A 17,609-nucleotide genomic window follows, 5' to 3' on the forward strand; every position below is an offset into this window, starting at 1 on the left:
GGTGAACGTTCTGGCCCTGCAACCTCGTGTTCTATGCAGATATGAATCCTTACCACATAGGAACGGGGGCCCACGGTGGCGTCGGACGTCAACGTCCCTGGGAGTGAACTCAGAGAAGCCCAGGACATGTTGGGCTTCGTGCACGACTTCATCGACATCGGGCACCATACATTCGACTTCGATGCTGCGTTCGGGCGCGAGCTCTCCCACGGATCGGCCCAAAACTTCGAAAAAAAGTGGGAAGACGGCAAGCACCAGTTGCAGAAGCAGGTGGTGGGCGTCCGGGACGCCATCGGCAGCATTCTGGACTCCTTCGAGAAGACCGATCAGGACGCGGTGTCGAACCTCGATGACGGAAGCAGTACATGATCCCCCTGCCATCTCCCCGACTTACCCGATAGATCCCCCGACGGACAAGGTGGCGGCTGACCGATGAGTACTGCACGGCGTTTTCTGCTGGACATCCCGGACCAGTGGCAGCAGGTCGACCTGAGCGGCGAGGAACTGGCCAGGACTCGCGCACAGTTCCTTGCCTCGACCGACGACCCGCGCGAGAAGGCGCGGATCAACGACATGTTCCGGCAAGGCCGAGAGGTGACCCGGGCGGCCCGCCGCCACGGGGCACTGCTGGCCGCGGGCGCGGCGACGATGTACACCGAGGGCCTGTTCATGGCATACGGCATGGTCTTCGCCGTCAGCACGCCCGAGGGCGAGGAGCTCACGCTGCCCGTGCTGTCCGCGCGGCTCGGCGTCTCCTCGGCGACCGGCACGGCGCCCAAGGACCGGGTCATCACGTCGGCGAACGTGCCCCACGTAGGCAGGGTCGCACGCGTCACCGGCACCGAGGTGACCCGGCTGACCGGCGACATCGACGTCAAGATACTGACGATGCACACGATGATGCCGGTGCCCGGCAGCACCGAGGACTTCCTCGTGGTAACCCTCGCCAGCCCCAACCTGCCGCTGAAGAACGAGGTGTACGACCTCTTCGATGCCATCACCAGCACATTCCGCTTCGTGACCGACGACAGCGTCCAGGTCTCCACGAAAGGCGACGGCACAGGCGCCGACGTCGCCGCCTGATCCACCGCGCACGCACATGCCGAAGGTCGGCGGGGCCACAGCCCCGCCGACCTTCGGTGCACCGAATGGCCAGCCGCTCATCCCGTCCTGCGGGCGAGGATGGAGGTGCGCCCCCGGGGGAAGCGGGGGCGCACCTTCGGCATCACTGTTCTGCTTCGAGGAGCGGCACCTGGACCGTCCGCAGGGTTCCGTCGCCCAGGTGCAGCAGACCTCGGCCCGGCTGCGGGGCCTGTCCGACCACGCCCCGGGACAGCTTCACGCCGATGACCTCGCCGTCGCTCAGCCCCTGCGGAGAGAGCAACATGCCGGTGCGGTTACGCTTCACCTGGCCCATCCAGCCAGCCAGGCTCAGCGACAGCGACTCGGCGTTGCCGGCCGCGAGGACGCCCCAGCCGGTTCCGGCACCGCCGCGGGCGAGCAGCGCGAGGTCGGAGTCGATCTCGGCGCCCATGAACAGTTCGGCGTCGTCCACGACGATCACGCCGTGCTCCTCGGGCACGTTCGCCAGCGCCTGCCGGAACTCGTCCGCCGTCACCTCCGCGTCGGTGATGACGACGGCCACACCGGGCCGTCCCCGCAGCTCCCGCAGCGGGGAACGCCGCGGCGCCAGCACGATGAGGCCGGTCCCGGCGGCCAGCAGCGACTCCGCCGCACCGAGCAGGGCGGTGCTGCGGCCGGTGCGCGGCGGCCCGGCGACCACAAAGGTCGGCACGTCCGCCAGGTCGGGGCCGAGCGAGGTGAGGGCGTCACCGCCGACGGCCACCAAAGGCCGCATCGGTCCGCTGTGGGTGTGCAGGGCAAGGGCGTCGGCGTACGCGATCCGGTCGGGGAGCACGTCGAGCCGGATCGGGCGGCGCGCGGCGGGGACCGAGGCCTCGCGTTCGGTCAGATCCCGGCCCAGGGCGGCCAGGACTTCGGCCTGCCCGGTGCCGGACAGGTCCTCGCCGAGCACCGCGATCTGCGCCTCGCTGAGGTCCTGGGTGCGGATGCCCCGACCCGGTGCGGGGTCGGACGGCGCCGACTTGGAGGGGATACCGACGCTGGAGTAGTCCTGGCGGTCGTTGAGCCTGAGGACGATCTTGTCCTCGGTGGTGCCGGAAAACCGGCTGCTGCCGAGCACCCGGTCGCCGGCGAGCACGACGTGGATGCCGACGCCTGCTCCGTCACGCAGCAGACGGATCATGCGTTCCATGTAGCTGCCGTTGTCGTACGAGGTGAACTCGCGCTCGAAGACCTCAAACCGGTCGACCATCAGCACGATGTGGGCAAGCCGCTTCTCGGGGGGCTGAGCCCTGCGCAGTTCGGTCAGGTCGGCCGTGCCCCGCGCGCCCAGGATGCTCTGGCGGGCGGTGAGTTCCGTGCCCAGCCGGTCCAGCAGCCGTCCCAGGCGCTCGATCTGATTGCGGTCGATGACCGCGCCACAGTGCGGCAGCGTGGTCAGGGCGTTGAGCGCGCCGTTGCCGCAGTCGATGCCGTACAGATGGACGTCGTCGGCGCCGTGGGCCTGACCGAGTGCCGCGGCCAGGATGCGCAGGGTCTGGGAGCGTCCGCTGCGGGGCGAGCCGACGATGTGCAGGTGACCGGCCCGGTCAAGGTCGAAGACCAGGGGGGCGCGGATCTGCTGTGCAGGCAGGTCGACCATGCCGTACTCCACGGCCGGCAGGGCCACTTCCCGCTCGGCGGTGGGCTTGGGCGCGGACGGCGCCGACCACGGGAGCAGTTCCGGCAGCGGCGGCAGCCAGGGGCTCGGCTGGCGTGGTACATCGGCGAGCCGGGCCGCCTGTGCGACGGCGACCGCGAGGACCGCCAGGTCGGTGACGGCCTCGGTCTGTGCCGCTCCCGAGCCGCCCCGGGAGCGGGCGCTCGGCAGGGGACCGCCGAGGTTCTGCCAGGTCACCGGTTCCGCGCGGACGGTGATCTCGGTCCCTGCGGTGGCCTGGCCACCGGGACGACGGCCGCCGACGCGGCCCGACTGGAACGGCAGCAGTGCCGACGGCCCGAGCCGAGCGTAGGCGCGGCCGGGGTTGGCCGGCGAGATGTCCCCGGAGTCGGGGGCGTCGATGATGTCGCGGCTCTCGCTGGTGTCGGTGGTGCGCAGCGCGATGCGCAGGTTGGTGTTGGCGCGGATGTCCGGGGTGACCGCGCCGCCGGGACGCTGGGTGGCAAGCACCAGGTGGATGCCGAGCGAGCGCCCGCGCTGCGCGATGTTTACCAATCCCGAAATGAACTCGGGCAGTTCCCGCGCCATGGAGGCGAACTCGTCGATGACCAGCAGCAGTCGGGGCAGTGGCGGCAGCACGTTGCCGCCGCGGGCGCGCTTGTCGAGGTAGTCCTCGATGTCCTTGGCACCCGTCTGAGCCAACTGAGTCTCGCGGCGGCGCAGTTCGGCGCCGAGGGAGACCAGCGCCCGCTCCACCAGCTGGGTGTCGAGGTCGGTGACCAGGCCGACGGTGTGCGGCAGATCGGCGCACTCGGCGAAGGCGCTCCCGCCCTTGTAGTCGACCAGCACAAAGGTCATCTCGTCCGGCCGGTTGACCACGGCGAGGGTGGCGACGAGGGTCTGCAGGAGCTCGGACTTGCCGGAACCTGTGGTGCCGGCGATCAGGGCGTGCGGGCCGTCACGCACCAGGTCAACGGCGAACTCACCGTCGTAACCGACACCGAGCAGCGCCCTGGTGCTGCGGCCGCCCAGCGACCAGCCGGCCACCACGGCCTGAGCGGTGGGCGGCTCGATCTGCAGTAGATCCAGCAGGCGTACTGAGCCGGGCAGCGCGCTCTCGTCGCTGTCGCCGACGCCGCGCAGCGGGGCCAGCGCGCGGGCGAAGTGCTCGTACCAGTCTGGCTCCGGCGAGTCACCACGTACGTTTTCCAGTGCGGTAGCGGAGCCGGTGCGCACCCTTGCCGTGGTGCCGTCCGCCTCCGTGACGACGACGGCGCCGCACTCCTCGGGCAGTAGCCGCTCCTCGCGATCGATGCAGATGGTGTGGACGCCCACGGACGGGCCGTCCCGCAGCAGCGCGATCACGCCAGGTAGCGAGCGGGCGCGGCGTGCCTGCTCCAGGACGACCAGGATGTCGGGGTAGCCGTTGGCTCCGCCGCGTGTGACGTCGGGGTCGGCAGCCAGACGGGAGGCGACGACTTGGCCGAGTTCGCCGATGCGCCGGGCCAGGGATTCGGCGGTGCTGCCGATCAGGGCGTAGGCGTCCTCGCCCTGTGCCTGGGTGTGGGGAAGCCAGCGGGACCAGGACCAGTCGTGTTCGCCGTCCGGTCCGGCGAGGACGACGATGCGCAGGTCCGTGGGACTGTGCAGGGCGGCGGCCTGGGCTGCCAACCAGCCCGCGAGCCGGGTCGCTCCCGGTCCGGCCACGCCCGCGACTCCAGCGCGGCGCAGTGGCACGGCGACGGGCACGTGGTTCAGCCATGGCACGGTGCTGCGCCGATGCTCGTCCTGCTCGGGGTCGTCGACGCTGATCGACGAGGGCAGATCGGTGGTGCCGACGCGTATGGAGAGGAAGTCGGGGTCCTGCCACCGGCGTTCCCACAGCCGCTCTGAGGGCTGGACCACCATCTGGAGCAGTGTGGCCGGATCGGGCAGGGACAGGCGCAGGTTGTGCTGCTCGTCCAGCACGGCCGCGTCGATGTCCGCGCGCAGCCGGGCCAGCGTCTGCTCATACTCTTGCTTCTTCTCCAGGTACTTAAGCATCGCCTGCTTGCGTCCGCCGAATTGGGTGACCAGGGCGGCGATCGGCGACAGCAGGGCGATGAAGACGAAGGACCAGCGGTGGGTGACGAAGATGGCGATCGCAGCACTGCCCGCGGGCAGCAGCAGGATCGGCAGCAGCGGGATGGGCCGCTTGTCGGGCTTGACCGGCGGGGTCGGCAACCGGAACTTCGCTCCCGCAGCGGGCGGCAGGAACCTCGGCGGCCGGTTGAACTCCAGGCCAAGACCGTCCTGGGCCGGAGCCAGCGGGGCGCGGGCTGTCGGTCGTGCGGTCAGCTCCAGCAGGATGTCGCCGACGGCGAGCTGGCTGCCCTCCCGCCATGGGGCGGGGTTCTGCGCGGGCTTGCCGTCGAGCAACGCCATGTCGGTCATGAGGAGTTGGGTGCTGCCGTCGAGCCGGACCCGCACTCGGGCCGCGAGCATCGGCGCACCCTCGGCGAGGCGGATCCGGCAGACCGCGGCGCTGCCGATGTCGTAGTCACCCGGGACCAGGCGGAAGACCGTTCCCGCGCCCGGGCCGGAGACGACGCGAACCTCGGTGCGGCCCTCGGGTTCGGGCTCCCGCGGAAGGGGAGCACCGAGCCCGAGGTCCATGCCGTCGCGCACACCGGCTTCCTGGAGGGTGGTGTGCGGGGCGACGGGGGTCGAGCCGATGTAGAGGGACGGCTCCCCCGAGGCCGTCCCGGCAGATCCGACGGCGCGTGCCAGCTCGGCCGCGAACCTGCCCGTCTGCGCGGACGGTTCGGTTTCCACGGCCACGGTGGTGGACACCCCCTCGACCTGCGGGTCACGTGCGCTGACGGTCAATCGCACTGCTCATCGTCCTTCTCGTGTGGAGGTGGGTGCGGCACCGCCCGCCGTGGCGGCGAGCCGGGCCGTTGGATCAGGAGAGGTTGGAGCCGAGCTGGTTGTCGGTCTGGTCGAAGGCCTCGCCGACGGACTTCACGTACTGGCCGATCCCCTGCAGGCCCTGGTTGACCTGCTCGAAGCCCTTGGCGAATTCGTCAAAGAACGGCGAGAACTTCTGCTGGGCGGCCGGCGTGCTGTAGCCGTCGGCGAGCAGGTTGGTGATCTTGCCCTTGACCTCGTTGAGCTTGTCCTGGAGCTGGGAGAAGTCGTTGAGGAGGGCCTGCGACGTGGACGACGTCGTGTCCGAGTTGACACTGTAATTGGGCATGGGAGCACTCCTTGCTGGTTGTTAAAGCGATCCATCCCTGTCGGGGACGGAGGACTGGGTGTGCGGGCGTCCGGCGGTCGGCTAGCCGTTGCCGGTGTCCGGGCCGTCCGCGGGGCTTGTCGGTGCCGTGACGAACCCGTCGCTGGACGGGGACGGTGACGGTGACGGCGACTCGTTGCCGCCGTTCGACTGCGCGTCGGACGTGCTGATCGGCGGAACCGTGGGCCGTCCCGGCGAGTTGCCGCCGTCCGGGGTGGTGGGCGAGGGCGGTAGCGGCACGTCGGCGGCGTTGGGTGTGGACGGCCGTGGAGTGGTCGGGGACGGCGGAATCGGCACCTTCGCCGGATCCACCGGAGCCGGAGTCGACGGGCGAGAACCGGTCGGGGACGGCGGAATCGGCACGTTCGCCGGATCCACCGGAGTTGGGTGAGCGGCGGCCGGTGTGTTCGCAGGGTTCGGCGCCGGCGGCTGAGGGGCGGGAGTGTGCGCCGGGCCGGTCGGCCTCAGGCTGCCCTTGACCGGGATCTTGTCGGTGAGGCCGTCGATCGACCGGCCGAGGCCGGCCTTGCCGACCGGTCCCGCGCCCAGCTTCGGCGCGGAGTTGGCGATCTCCCCGGCCGCCACCTCGTTGGGGTTTCCGCCCTGAGCGACGCCCACACCGATCTTGGTGCCGAGGGTGGCGCCCTCCTCGACGGCGCCCCCGAGCTGGTCGGCGGCCCGCTTGCCCACCGTGTCCCCGGCCTCGGGCGCCGTCGTATCACCGAACCGGCCGCCCTTGCCCTCTTCCACCGGCGGGTTCCCGCGGCTCTTGCCGATCTTGCCGATGCCTCCCTTGAAGGCCGCTCCCGCCACCGCCCCGGCCGCGGCCCCGGCGAACACGCCCGCGGCCGTGATCTGGTCGTGGTTGGCCGCCTTGGCCCCCGCCTCCAGCGCCGAGTTGGTGAGGAACTTGCCGGCGACCTCCGCGCCCACCTTGCCGACGGGATTGGCGAGGACTCCGCTGACGATCTTGCTGTTGGTGGTGGACTCACCGATCTTCGTGATCGACGCGGTGCTCTTGGTGATGAAGCCGGAGTTCTTCACGGCGGCCACGGCGGCCGGAGCGATTGCCTCGACGGCCCGCCCGCCCAGCTTCAGCAGGGAGCCACCGGGGACGATCCCGAGCAGCCCTACGACGAAGTCGCCTGCTTTGATACCGCCGGTCTGACTGGCTATCACTTGGTTGAAGACGAACAACGCCCCGCCGAGCAGCGCGCCGACCACCGGGAAGAACACCGCCACGACGGCGACGAGTGCGGCCAGCAGGATCTGCACGAACGGGAAGTCCTTGAAGAAGTCGGCGATCTTCTGGAAGATGTTCCGCTCCGGAATCGCCTCCCCCGCCGCCCGGTCCAGCACGTCGGCACATTGCCGCTGCGCGCTCTCCCGCATGGACTTCGCCTGTTCGGCGAGGCTCTTGGCGGCGTTCAGTTCGGACTTTCCGGCGTCGATGGCGTCCTGCGTCTTGCGCGCCTCGGACCTGTCGGCGTCCGTCGGGTTCGCGCCGAGCTCCTTGGGCGCCTGGTTCGCCTGCGGTGCCGCAGTGCGCGCCTGGTCCACCGCCCGGTCGAACGTGCCCTGGGCTTCGCGCAGCCGCGGCATGTAGTCGCTGTAGGCCTGGGCCGCGTCGTGGTACGAGGTCATGGTCTTGGTCAGCTTGTCCGGGAGATCGTCGCCGATCTTCTGCTTGAGCTGGTCCATGGCCGAACCTCGGCCCTGTGAGATCGTGCCGTCCTTCTTCAGGACGTTCAGCGCCTTCTCCGCGGCGTCCCCGATGTCCCGGTACCGCTGCATCACGCCCTGGATCAGGTCCGGGTCGCCGGGAGTCGGGTCCGAGTCCATTCCGACGAGCTGGAAGTCCTCGGGACTCGAGTGCCGACGTGCCATGGGGTCCCCCGGTGCCGTGCCTGTGAGTGGTGGTCTCCAGGTACACGGCGTCGGCGTCACGGAGGGTTCAAACCAAGTTCGCTTCGAACGATTTCGCCGGGTGACTCCGTGTAGTCGGTGCAACGGAATCCCGGAGGGCATGGGTGGACACGATGAGCAACGGCGCGGACCTCGGGTCCGAGCACAGGCCGGCAACCGACACGGCACGGACGCTCCTGCACGCCCTGGCGGCGCTGCTGGCGGCGTGCCTCGTGACGCTGGGCGCGAGCGCTACGGCGCACGCGGCACCGGACGACGATCTGATCAAGGTGTTCGTGGTCCCGGACCCCGCGCAGACGGGCGGGCAGCTCGCCAATCTCCAGTCGATCGCCACCGCCACCCTTGGCGACGCGTCGCGATCCGGCGAGATCTTCGACCTCAACCGCGGTCTGGCGCAGAAGGACGGCGGGGCGCTCAACAGCCCGGCCGACCCACTGCGCCCCGGCTGGATCCTGCGCCTGCCGCAGGACGCCTCCGGCCCCCAGGTCCAACTGGCCCGGGACACCGGCGATCAGAGCGCCGCCACCGCTCCCCCGAGCCACGGGCAGCAGACGTCGCCGCCGAGCACCAACCGGTCCACGATGTTCAGCATTCCGCTGGCGGCGGCCGTCGCGGTACTCGGCACGATCGTGCTCGCCCTGATCACCGCGGGCATCGTCGGCAGGCGGAAAGTGCGCACCGCGTACGCCGCCGTACGGCGCGCCGTCCACCGGCTCGGTGAGCCGATGCGGCGCAGGCGCCGACTGATGCAGCGCCGGGCGACGGGCCGCCGGTTCGCGACCGACGCTGATTCGGTACGACAGGCGTACGGCATCCTGGGCGAGTTCGCGCGCACCCGGCAGCAGCCCGAGAGGCCGGTGCACGCGCTGCGCGTCGACGGCGCGGGCGTGACGGTGTGGCTGACGGCCTCGGACACCGCCGACGCCCCGTGGACGAACATCGACAGGACCCGGTGGCGCCGCCCCGCTGCCGCCACCGGTTTCCTCACGCGCGGCGAGGACACCGGCACGACCTCACAGACCTCGGTCAACGCCGCCTGCCTGGTGCGAGCGGGCACGGACGCCGACGGCGAGCCCATGTTCGTGGACCTCAGCCGGCTCGACGGAGTCCTCAGCGTGAGCGGTGATCAGAACGTGGCTCGGGACGTCGTACAGCACCTGCTGGCGGAGATCGCGCGCACCCGGCCGAGCACTCCGGTGACCGTGCTGCGCGGGGCGGACGGTGTGCTGCCGCTCGTGGTGCCGACGAGTCTGCGGCAGGTGCCGCGGGTGGACGCGCCTGCTCCGACGGCACCCGCGGCGGGGCGCGGAACGGTGCGTGCGGGAGCGTCGCGCAGGCCGGTGCGGGGACTGGTCGTGGTGGCCGGGACGCCGAGCGAGCGGGAGGCCGCCGAGCTGGCCGCCCTGTGCGGGCCGGGTGGCGCGGGCTGGACCGGGCTGGTCTGCGGCGAGGCGAGCGTCGCGCACTGGCGCTGGCATACCGACGCCGACGGCCATGTCGACATCCCGGTGATGGATGTGCGACTCACCGTTCCGGCCTGAGCCGGCCCTGATCCGCCTTGGCGCGAAGGATGTTGAGGGCGTAGTGCCTACGGGACTTGACGGTGCCGACGGGTATCCCGAGGATGCGCGCCGTCTCCTGCGCCGTGCTGCCGTACATGCAGGTGTGCAGCAGGACCTCCCGGTGCTCCGGGGACAGCTGCCGCAGCAGGTCGGTCGCCTCGACCGAGGTCAGCACGGCGCCGGAGTGGTCAGGCAGACACACATCCCGGACCTCGGCGCCGACGGTCTCGTGGCGGGCGGCGGCGCTGCGCATCCGGTCGACGACGAGGTTGCGGATCACCTTGAGGAGCCAGCCCCGCACCGATCCCTCGGTGCTGTAGAGCCGTTCCGCATGCGGCCAGGCGCGGATGAGGGCCTCCTGGACGATGTCCTCCGCCGTGTGACGGTCGTTCAGCAGTTTCTCGGCGTAGGCGAGCAGGGCCTTCGCGTGGTCCGACATCATGGTGTGCAGCAGCTGGCCGCGGTCCGCGGCCGACGCGGTGCCCGCGTGCGAAGTCGTAGTCATGTCCGAGTTTCTGAAGGGGAATGCCGTACGCTCCTCCAGCTCCGGGTGGAGCAGAGCGCGGGGAGCGTAGGCAGGACCAGCTTCCGGAACTCTGACGGTTTACTGACTAGGGGGCGGGTACGGCGAGGTCCTTCAGCCGGTCGCGGACGTGCGCGGCCTCCGGGTGGTCGATCTCCTCCAGGGTGTCGAGAGCCTCGCGCCAGGCGAGCGCGGCGCGGGTGTCGTGACGGGCCGCACGGTGGGTGTCGCCGATGTGCACCAGGGTGTCGGCCTCCAGGTAGCGCTCGTGGCCCTCCCGGTACAGCCACAGAGCATGCTCGTAGCACTCGAGCGCCCGCTCGTGTTCGTGCAGGTGGTGATAGGCGTAGCCGAGGCTGTCCCAGGCGGAGGCCGCGCCGTTGCGGTCGCCGGTCTCCTGGTGGACCGAGAGCGCCCGGCCGCACTCTTTCAGGGCGTCTTCGTACTCGCCCATCAGGATGTACGTCCATCCCACCTCGTTGGCGACGTACGCCTCGCTGCTGTGCCATCCGGCCGCTCGGTAGAGGGTGCTCGCCTCGACGTAGTGGTCGAGGGCCTCGTCGTGCCGTCCGCGCTGGTTGGCCTGGTAGGCGAAATGGCGATGGACCCGGCCCTGGCCGACTGCGTCGCCCGTCTCGCCGAACAGTTCGAGGGCACGCACGAGGTGTGCGTCCGCCTCGTCCCATCGATCCAGGCGACCGCTCGCGAAGCCGAGCGCCTTGTGACCGTGCGCCTGGCCGCGGATGTCGCCCAGACGTTGGGCTGCCCCCAAGGCCGTTGTCTGCGCAGTGAGTTGCTCCTGCCAGCGGCCGACGCGGTCCAGGTGGAGGTACAGGGTCGCGGCCAACTGCCAGCAGTGCTCGCCGCTGCCGTGTCGCGCGTCCTGCTCGATCGCCGCGAGCACGACGGACCGGTTCGTCTCCAGCCAGTCGTTCGCGGCCGCCTGGTCGGGCAGGCGCGGGACAGTCACCCCGGCCGCGTGGGGTCGCAGTTGGAGGCGCTCCCTGGTGGGCGCGATGACACTGTCGGCCGCGTGCACGCTGTGCAGGTAGTGGTCGAGCATGCGGCGACTGGCCAGGTTCAGGTCCTGTGCGCCGTCCTGGGCCAGGCCCAGTTCGGTGGCGTAGGCGCGTAGCAGTTCATGGCAGCCGTAGCGACCCGGCACAGGCTCAGAAATCAGATGGACTCGAACCAGCTCGGCGAGCAGCGGGCGGACTTGACCGACCCGCAACCCGGCCAGGCTTGCGGCGGCCTCGAGCGAGCAGTCGGGGCCGGGGTGCAGGGCGAGCAGGCGGAAGACACGGGCGGCTGCGGGGGTGAGGAGGTGGTACGACCAGGAGAACGCGCTGCGTGCGTCCGCGGCGGGGGTCTCCCCGGAGAATGCGTCGAGGTTGCCCTCGCTCGCGCGTAGTTCGTCGGCGATGGAAGCGAGTGGGAAGCTCGGGTTCACGACCGCACGGGCGCTGACGACGGCGAGCGCCAGAGGGAGGCGTCCGCACAGGTCGACGATCTCCTCGACGGCGCCGGGTTCGCGCTCGGTGCGGTCGGCTCCCAGTCGACGGGACAGGAACTCCCGGGCCTCCGCCGGCCTGAGCACGTCCAGCGTCAGCGAGTGTGCGCCCTCGCCGGCCACCAGCCCGTAGAGCTGGTTACGGCTGGTGACGACGACAAGGCAGCCGGGCGCGCCGGGCAGCAGGGGGCGGACGTGCTCGGTGTCACGGGCGTTGTCGAGAACGATCAGGACGCACCGGTCGGCGAGAAGGCTGCGATACAGCGCGGCCTGCGCGTCCAGCCCTGCAGGGATGCGCTGTGCGGGGACGCCGAACGCGTCGAGGAAGGACCGTATCGCCTCGGCCGCACTCATGATCGAGCCTGTGGGATGGAAGCCGCGCAGGTTGACGTAGAGCTGCCCGTCGGGGAAACGGTCCGCGACACTGTGCGCCCAGTGCACCGCCAGTGACGTCTTCCCGACACCGGCCATCCCGCCGATCGCACTGATCACCACGGTCGACGCCTGTTCGCCTGGCGCGGGCAACAGCTGTTGCACATGGGCGAGTTCGCGACGTCGGCCGGTGAAGGCGGGCAGGTCCACGGGGAGTTGGGCAGGAGGCACGATGACGGCCGGCTGCGCCTCCGTGGCATCGGCCGCCTCTGCCCCACCCTCGGCGCGGTCTGTCGACTCCACGCTTTCGACCGGCTTCGTGGCGCGCAGGGCGTGGGTGCGGCCAAGGACACGTTGTTGAGCGGCCTGCAGTTCGGAGCCCGGCTGCACGCCCAGTTCGTCCGCGAGCCTGGTGCGAATGCTCTGGTGGACGTCCAAGGCCTCGGCCTGGTGCCCGGTGGCCGCGAGCATCAGGATCAGCCTGGCCTGCAGCCCTTCGTCCAGCGGGTGCTGCGCGGCAGCCTGTCTGAGCGTCACCAGCACCCGCGCGCCCAGGTCCGGTCCGGCCTCCAGGGCCAGCTCGGCTGCCTCCTTGACGGCGGCCAGATGCTCGGCGTCAAGGGCAGTGAAGGCCGGGTGGGACCTCACCTCTGGGGCGATCCCGGACGCCACCGGCCCACGCCACAGGGCCAACGCCTCGATCAACAGCTCGGTGGCACCGGCTGATTCCCCGTCCTGCGCCGCACGCTCCGCCTGCCGTCGCAGGGTCCGGAAGCGGAGCAGGTCGAGGGAGTCGGGGTCCAGGTCGAGGCGGTAGCCGCCCGAGCCGCGCACCAGCCACTGCGACTCGCCCCTGGCCTGGAGATCAGGTTCGAGCAGGCGGCGCAATGCTCCGATATGCCGCTGGATCACGTTGACGGCGGTGTCCGGCGGATCCTGCCCCCACAGGACGTCGACGATCTCGTGGACAGCAACCGGATGCCCCACCTGAGCCAGCAGCAACGCAAGGAGTGCACGCTGCTTGGGCGGTCCCGGCGCCAGTTCCGTGTCGCCCCGCCACACTCTTACTGGGCCGAGTACAGCGAAACGCGTACGCACAGAGTCTCCCCGTGCCGACTGCGATGACATGTGCAACCGACGCGTCCGTCCTCAGGAGGGCCCTCGGTGCGGATGCCGGCAAGGTGGGCGACCTCCTCACGGCGGAGGCCCGGCACCCGGCGACGCCTGCCCGGCTCGAGGCCCACGTCGTCGGGCCGCAGTTGCCCGCGCAGGGCCCTGAGGTGACTACCCAAGGCACTCGTCAGCTCCACAGGCTCCTCCCTGGTGTTATGAGCTGGCTCATCGGCCTGTCGCGATAGCGCTTGGGTCAGACGGCCGGGGCGGGTTCCTCGTGGGTGAGAGGGGCGAGGAACTGGCGCACGCGCTCGCGGTAGGCGTCGGGGTCCGTGAAGTAGGACATGCCGTGGTCGGCCCCGGGCACGATCCACAAGGACGTACGTGGATTGGCCTCGTGGAGTTCATGGGCCATGGGGGTGGGGTTGTAGGAGTCGGCGCCGCCGTGGATGAGGAGGACGGGGATGGGGGTGCGGGCGACGGCATCGTGGGGACTGGCCTGGGTGAGCCGGTAACCGGCCAGAGCCCGGGTGAGCAGGTCGACCAGCGGCATGACGGCTCTGGCCGGCAGGTGCCGGGTGCGCAGTTGATGGGCGAGTTCGTCGTAGGCGGAACTGAAGGCGCAGTCGCTGACGACCGCGCGGACCTGTCCGGGCAGGTCGGGTGAGCCGCCCAGCATCAGAGCGGTCGCCCCGCCCATGGAGAGACCGTGCAGCACGATATCTGCGCTGGGTCCGACCTCGGTGATCAGCCGGTCCAGCCAGCGCAGATGGTCGAGGTGGTCGAGCCAGCTCAAGCCGACGTAGCGTCCGCCGCTCTTGCCGTGGGCACGGTGGTCGGCCAGGAACACATTGAATCCGCGGGCCCGGTAGTCGCGGGCGAACGGGCCCATCAGGGTGGCGTCCGCGCGGTGCCCGTGCAGGAGGACGACCGTTTTGTGCGTGGCCGCCTGGGCGGGAACGTAGTAGCCGGCGAGCCGGGTGCCGCGGTGGCCGATGATCTCCCAGCGCTGATGTGCGGTGGTCCTCAACCAGTCGCGGCCGTCACGGCGGGCTCCGGCCATGGTGGCGGCGATCAGGTCGCCTTCTTCGGTGACCTCGTTGCTCAGCGGCGGTTTGCGGGAGATGGCCATGTTGAACGCGGTTGCGGCGATCCCCGCGCCGGCCAGCATCACGCCGGCTGCGGTGGCACCGAGGATGCGGGTGAAGTTCATGGTCATATGCCTTCCGTGGTGCGGTGACGGGCCAAGGTGGCGACCGTGTCCCTCAAGTGGTGGGCGGCGAAGGTGCCACGTTCGTGCAGGTGCGCGGGGTCCAAGTCCTGGGCGCGCACCGTGTCGGCGAAGTGCTCGATGTCCTTGGCGTACAGGCTCTGCAGATGGGCGGCGAGATCCAGATCGGTGGTGGCCGCAAGATTCATCAGGCTGGTGCTGGCTCCGCTGGAGGCGCAGATGACGCTGATGACCTGCTCCACGTCGAGGCCGAGGCCGTCGGCGATGGTGACCATGTCGATGGCATTGGCCAGGTTGGACATGGTCATGGAGTTGTTGAGGAGCTTGGTCAGCTGGCCTGCGCCGACCTGTCCCATGTGGGCGACGGTCGCGGAATAGACGTCGAAGACAGGCCGGCAGGCGTCGAAGGCATCCGCATCACCGCCCACCATGGTGGTCAGCGAGTGCGAGCGGGCGGCGGGGCTCCCGCCGCTGACCGGCGCGTCGAGGTAGTGCACCCCCGCCTCGGCCAACTCGGCGGAGATCCTGCGGTTCTCGTCCGGGTCGCCGGTGCCGTGGTTGACGACGATCTGCCCCATCCGGAACACAGCCTGTGCCTGATCGGACATGACCAGGGAGCGCACCCCGTCGTCGTCGGTCACACACAGTGCCAGCACTTCCACCGCCTTGATCAGCGCCGCAGGATCCGGATGCGCGGTATGCCGGTGGCCCTCCAGCGCGGCCAGGCTCCTGGAGCTGCGGGCCCAGACGTGCAGCTCGAAGTCGCTGCTGGCGAGCGCCTGGGCCATGGGCGCCCCCTGGTCGCCCAAGCCGATGAATCCGACAGCCCTGACGGGAGAAGCGGATGTGGACATGAAGAACTCCCAACACAGAACGGTCGGTTGACGGTTGGTCGGCGGTATGGGGCAAGGAGCCCGAGGTCGAGCAAGCTCTGTCCGCTGGCGGCGACGGCGTCCTCGGTGGCTCGCGGCTGCCAGCCCAGCACCGCGCGCCCGGCTGGCATCGACGTGACGCACAGCGCCAAGGTTGCCGCTCATTTCGCGCTTCGCCGGGGCCACGAGGCCGCCGAGACGTACGACAAGGCTTGACAGGCGTCGCTTGGGTACCGGCTCGCGCCCTCCCCCAGGCGTTCGCGCAGCGTGACGGCGATGAGTGAAGGAGCGCGGCGTCGCCAGCCGCGGCGATGAACCGCTGCCCGGCGGCCGGTCACCGACTCGCGCTTCGCGACACTGCACAAGGTGGTGCGCACCTGGTATCCGCGGCCCAAGAGTCGGGCGATGCAGTGCGCGGCGAGAAATCCACTCCCACCGGTCACCAGAACAGTCTGTTCACTCACGGTGATGCCTGTCTGCTCGGGGCGGCATGTGTGCCGCCGTGGTCGCGTTCGGCCCACGAGTTGAAAACTCGTTTTCGAAAACGTACTATCGAAAGCGCGTTTTCGCTACTTCCATCCTCTGGGTGGCACAGCACACAACCGGCAGACAGTGACAGGGATCAGTGATGGACAAGCAGGCACCGGCTTCATCGCGGCGCAAGCGGCTGACGGTCGAGCGGGAACGAGAGATCCTCGATGCCACGTTCGACCTGGTCGCCGAGGTCGGCTACGAGCAGGCGACCGTCGACGAGGTAGCGCGCCGTACCAAGGCGAGCACGGCCACGCTGTACCGGCAGTGGGAGAACAAGCCCCGGCTGGTGATCACGGCGATGAAGGCCCGCAAGTACGCTCCGCTGCCGCGTATCGACACAGGCGATCTGCGCGGCGACCTGGTGGAGCTGGTCCGCCAAATGCCCAAGCCTCACCCGTCCGGCGCTCCGACGTTGGGGATCTGGCAGGCGGTCATGACCGACCCTCAGCTCGCACAGGCACTGCGGGACGTCCTGTTCGCCCCGTACCTCGATGCACTGCGCAACATCCTCGCGCGGCACGTCGAGCGCGGCACGATCCGCCGCGACAACCCGGCACTGGCACATGCGGAGATGTTCCTGCTCGGCAGCTTCTTCGTCGAAAAGCTCTTCACTGGCCAAGAGGCCAATGCCGACCAGCTGATGGCCGTGACCGACGCCGTGTTGCTCCCGGCCCTGACCTCCGCCCGCTGACTCCGCCTGCCCGACCGGCTCTTCTGGCACGCATTCGCTTCGAAAGGCAAGGAACCCTCTCATGAGCAGCACTGCAGCTGACATCGTCCTGGTCACCGGAGGATCCGGTTTCCTCGGCGGCCGCGTGATCGCCCAGGCCCTGACCGAGGGCTATCAGGTCCGCACCACTGTGCGCTCCCTTGACAAGGAGGCCCAGGTCCGTGGGGACCTGGAAGCCATGGGCGTGGACGCGGGCGAGAAGCTCACCTTTGTGGAGGCCGACCTCACCCGCGACGACGGCTGGGCCCGCGCAGTCGCCGGATGCCGCTACGTCCTGCACACCGCCTCCCCCTTCCCGGGCCGAGAACCCGACCACGAGGACGACCTGATCATCCCGGCACGCGAGGGCACCCTGCGGGTACTGCGGGCGGCCCGGGACGCCGGCGTCGCACGCACCGTGGTCACCTCCTCGTTCGCCGCCGTCGGCTACGGCCGCCCCGCCACCGAACGGGCCTTCACCGAGGACGACTGGACCGACACCGACAGCGACATCCCCGCCTACATCAAGTCCAAGACACTGGCGGAGCGAGCCGCTTGGGACTTCGTCGAGCAGGAGGGCAACGCCATGGAACTGGCGGTCGTCAACCCGGTGGGTATCTTCGGCCCGGTCATCGGCGCCGATCACTCCTCCTCCATCAACATGATCACTGGCCTGTTCAGTGGCGGCCTGCCCGGCACCCCACGGCTGTATTTCGCAGTGGTCGACGTACGGGACGCCGCTGAGCTGCACCTGAAGGCCATGACCGCGCCCGAGGCCGCCGGGGAGCGTTTCATCGCCGCCGCCGGCGATGCGGTGTCGTTGCACCAGATCGCGCTCGCCGTACGCGAGCGGCTCGGCGACGCCGCCAGTCAGGTGCCGGCCGTCGAGCTGCCGGATGAGGTGATCCGCCAGGCCGCCGAGGCCAACCCCGCGCTCAAGGGCATGCTGCCGAACCTCGGCAAGATCCGGCACGTCAGCAACGACAAGGCCCGCACCCTGCTGGGCTGGAGCCCGCGCAGCAGCGACGACTCCGTCGCCACCACCGCCGAGAGCCTTCTCAGGCTCGGCCTTCTTCCCACCGCGAACAACCAGTAGCCCTCAGCGGCGCGCACGCACCGTTTGCGGGGTCGGGGGGGGGCGCGGAGGCGGCCCCACCCCCCCCCCCCCTTTTTTCTGGCCCCCCCCCCGCCCCCCCACCCCCAAGAACAACCCTACCGACACTCCCCCCCACAGGGC

Annotated in this window: 12 protein-coding genes; 5 read left to right on the plus strand and 7 right to left on the minus strand. The window is 70.1% G+C overall.

Annotation, left to right across the window (positions count from 1 at the left end):
* Window positions 1-75 precede the first annotated feature (75 nt).
* Both AC07CM_RS00185 and AC07CM_RS00190 read left to right on the plus strand, forming a co-directional pair.
* Window positions 76-369 carry a hypothetical protein gene (locus tag AC07CM_RS00185; protein ID WP_360984953.1) on the plus strand — a complete coding sequence of 98 codons (294 nt, stop codon included), beginning with the start codon at window positions 76-78 and terminating at the stop codon, window positions 367-369.
* A 63-nt stretch (window positions 370-432) separates the two neighbouring features.
* Entirely contained in the window at window positions 433-1,083 is a 651-nt protein-coding gene (locus tag AC07CM_RS00190) for a hypothetical protein (RefSeq protein ID WP_478874030.1), read from the plus strand.
* A gap of 142 nt (window positions 1,084-1,225) precedes the next feature.
* Here the strand turns inward: AC07CM_RS00190 and AC07CM_RS00195 are convergent, their stop codons facing one another.
* The 3 genes from AC07CM_RS00195 to AC07CM_RS00205 all read right to left on the minus strand — a co-directional run bounded on the left by AC07CM_RS00195 (window position 1,226) and on the right by AC07CM_RS00205 (window position 7,907).
* Window positions 1,226-5,617 carry an FtsK/SpoIIIE domain-containing protein gene (locus AC07CM_RS00195; protein ID WP_478874031.1) on the minus strand — a complete coding sequence of 1,464 codons (4,392 nt, stop codon included), beginning with the start codon at window positions 5,615-5,617 and terminating at the stop codon, window positions 1,226-1,228.
* A gap of 70 nt (window positions 5,618-5,687) precedes the next feature.
* Entirely contained in the window at window positions 5,688-5,981 is a 294-nt protein-coding gene (locus AC07CM_RS00200; RefSeq protein WP_360984962.1) for a WXG100 family type VII secretion target, read from the minus strand.
* An 81-nt stretch (window positions 5,982-6,062) separates the two neighbouring features.
* Complete coding sequence (locus AC07CM_RS00205) at window positions 6,063-7,907, minus strand: putative T7SS-secreted protein (protein ID WP_478874032.1); 1,845 nt, start codon at window positions 7,905-7,907, stop codon at window positions 6,063-6,065.
* A 152-nt stretch (window positions 7,908-8,059) separates the two neighbouring features.
* Between AC07CM_RS00205 and AC07CM_RS00210 the strand changes: the two genes are divergently transcribed.
* Window positions 8,060-9,487: a hypothetical protein gene (locus tag AC07CM_RS00210; protein WP_478874033.1), complete on the plus strand. Its 1,428-nt coding sequence runs from the start codon at window positions 8,060-8,062 to the stop codon at window positions 9,485-9,487.
* Here AC07CM_RS00210 and AC07CM_RS00215 read toward each other — a convergent pair.
* The 4 genes from AC07CM_RS00215 to AC07CM_RS00230 all read right to left on the minus strand — a co-directional run bounded on the left by AC07CM_RS00215 (window position 9,471) and on the right by AC07CM_RS00230 (window position 15,111).
* Window positions 9,471-10,013, minus strand: a complete 543-nt coding sequence (locus AC07CM_RS00215) for a sigma-70 family RNA polymerase sigma factor (RefSeq protein WP_478874034.1) — start codon at window positions 10,011-10,013, stop codon at window positions 9,471-9,473. The genes AC07CM_RS00210 and AC07CM_RS00215 overlap by 17 nt on opposite strands.
* Window positions 10,014-10,119: 106 nt before the next feature.
* On the minus strand, window positions 10,120-13,041 hold the full coding sequence (locus tag AC07CM_RS00220; RefSeq protein WP_478874035.1) for an AfsR/SARP family transcriptional regulator: 2,922 nt from the start codon (window positions 13,039-13,041) through the stop codon (window positions 10,120-10,122).
* Between the two features lie 238 nt (window positions 13,042-13,279).
* A complete protein-coding gene (locus tag AC07CM_RS00225) occupies window positions 13,280-14,245 on the minus strand; it encodes an alpha/beta hydrolase (RefSeq protein WP_478874036.1) in 966 nt (321 codons plus the stop codon).
* Window positions 14,242-15,111 (minus strand): NAD(P)-dependent oxidoreductase, encoded by an 870-nt coding sequence (locus tag AC07CM_RS00230; RefSeq protein WP_478874037.1) that lies wholly within the window; start codon window positions 15,109-15,111, stop codon window positions 14,242-14,244. Before AC07CM_RS00230 ends, AC07CM_RS00225 begins: the two co-directional genes overlap by 4 nt.
* 646 nt (window positions 15,112-15,757) lie before the next feature.
* Between AC07CM_RS00230 and AC07CM_RS00235 the strand changes: the two genes are divergently transcribed.
* On the plus strand, window positions 15,758-16,354 hold the full coding sequence (locus AC07CM_RS00235) for a TetR/AcrR family transcriptional regulator (RefSeq protein WP_478874038.1): 597 nt from the start codon (window positions 15,758-15,760) through the stop codon (window positions 16,352-16,354).
* Window positions 16,355-16,415: 61 nt separating this feature from the next.
* Complete coding sequence (locus tag AC07CM_RS00240) at window positions 16,416-17,468, plus strand: SDR family oxidoreductase (RefSeq protein ID WP_478874039.1); 1,053 nt, start codon at window positions 16,416-16,418, stop codon at window positions 17,466-17,468.
* Window positions 17,469-17,609: the final 141 nt, after the last annotated feature.

The sequence above is a fragment of the Streptomyces sp. NPDC044061 genome, from assembly GCF_056434305.1.

What these genes read in the sequence shown, in the direction of transcription:
- AC07CM_RS00190 (WP_478874030.1), top strand. Translation starts at nt 433, where the DNA reads ATGAGTACTGCACGGCGTTTTCTGCTGGACATCCCGGACCAGTGGCAG.
- AC07CM_RS00200 (WP_360984962.1), bottom strand. Translation starts at nt 5,981, where the DNA reads ATGCCCAATTACAGTGTCAACTCGGACACGACGTCGTCCACGTCGCAG.
- AC07CM_RS00205 (WP_478874032.1), bottom strand. Translation starts at nt 7,907, where the DNA reads ATGGCACGTCGGCACTCGAGTCCCGAGGACTTCCAGCTCGTCGGAATG.
- AC07CM_RS00210 (WP_478874033.1), top strand. Translation starts at nt 8,060, where the DNA reads ATGAGCAACGGCGCGGACCTCGGGTCCGAGCACAGGCCGGCAACCGAC.
- AC07CM_RS00215 (WP_478874034.1), bottom strand. Translation starts at nt 10,013, where the DNA reads ATGACTACGACTTCGCACGCGGGCACCGCGTCGGCCGCGGACCGCGGC.
- AC07CM_RS00220 (WP_478874035.1), bottom strand. Translation starts at nt 13,041, where the DNA reads ATGTCATCGCAGTCGGCACGGGGAGACTCTGTGCGTACGCGTTTCGCT.
- AC07CM_RS00225 (WP_478874036.1), bottom strand. Translation starts at nt 14,245, where the DNA reads ATGACCATGAACTTCACCCGCATCCTCGGTGCCACCGCAGCCGGCGTG.
- AC07CM_RS00230 (WP_478874037.1), bottom strand. Translation starts at nt 15,111, where the DNA reads ATGTCCACATCCGCTTCTCCCGTCAGGGCTGTCGGATTCATCGGCTTG.
- AC07CM_RS00235 (WP_478874038.1), top strand. Translation starts at nt 15,758, where the DNA reads ATGGACAAGCAGGCACCGGCTTCATCGCGGCGCAAGCGGCTGACGGTC.
- AC07CM_RS00240 (WP_478874039.1), top strand. Translation starts at nt 16,416, where the DNA reads ATGAGCAGCACTGCAGCTGACATCGTCCTGGTCACCGGAGGATCCGGT.